Annotated in this window: 1 protein-coding gene; it reads right to left on the reverse strand. The window is 60.5% G+C overall.

Features of this window, described 5'->3' with window-relative positions:
- Positions 1 to 485: hypothetical protein (locus J2W49_RS25720; RefSeq protein WP_310322782.1), on the reverse strand; the 485-nt coding region annotated here is incomplete at its 3' end.
- Positions 486 to 1,019 lie beyond the last annotated feature (534 nt).

Raw genomic sequence — 1,019 nt, forward strand, 5'->3', positions numbered from 1 at the left:
CTGTTGCCTTGCCCCACCGGTGAGGCAGCGAGATCCACCGTCATGGCCGCACCCAGGTGATGGCGGATCGTCACGTTGTTGAACACTGGCGCAGAACCGTTGACCACAACGCCGCGACCATGTTCAAGCTCGACGTGCTCCAGCACGGTGTTGACTGTGCCGGCACCGAAGGTCCATTGCGCCCAGTCACCAGGCGCCGCGGTCTGGCCCAGGCGAGCAGCATTCGACAGAACCCGGATCGGGCTCGAAGGGCTGCCCTGCGCCCTCAATGCACCTGCCTGGACGCTCAGCCCGGCGTTGGCACCCATGTACACGGTAACGCCCGGGTCGATCGACAAGGTTGCGCCGTTCTGCACAACCAGATTGCCCTCGATCACGTACGGGCTGCCCTCAAGCGTCCATCGCGCATCGCTGGAAACCGGGTCCGTGACGATGGTTTGGGCCGTGGCAACCCCACCCGCGCACAGCCAGGCACCCAGCAACAAGGCGCAACTCACAAAGAACCTGAAAGCCCTCTTCCCTCCCTCAGGCAATTGGGGGCACACGTTTCTGATGGCGCTACGAACAGGGAGCGTTTGAACAGGCCTCATTGGTCTGCGACGAGCCGGACAGGCATCAATTACAAGCGGCGCCACCGCCTCAGATGCAGGCAGGAGAACTCACCCGGATTGCGGAAACCCACTGGCAACAATGCACCAAGTGGTCAGGGGGAATAGTGCGCAGATTGAGCAAGACAGCAGCCTTCCCTCTGTCCGGTCCTACCAACTGCACTTCGCGCCTTTAATTGCCCACGTTAATCATTCTTGTCGTGAGTCTTGTTCTACGCCGGCGCCTTCAACCAACCCCAACGATGCGTTGGGCCTGACGAAGACCAATGCGCTGTCCAACGAACAGCCTTCCCATGGAGCCTCCCTCGATTCCATGGTGGCGCTGCATCCTGTTGCAGTGCGTCAGCTGTAAAACCGGATCACTCCGCTTCAGGCAGCTATTTGCAGGACAGCACACTGGCAACTATTTGT

It is taken from the genome of Hydrogenophaga palleronii (assembly GCF_031457455.1).
GTDB classification, from domain to species: Bacteria; Pseudomonadota; Gammaproteobacteria; order Burkholderiales; family Burkholderiaceae_C; genus Hydrogenophaga; species Hydrogenophaga palleronii_A.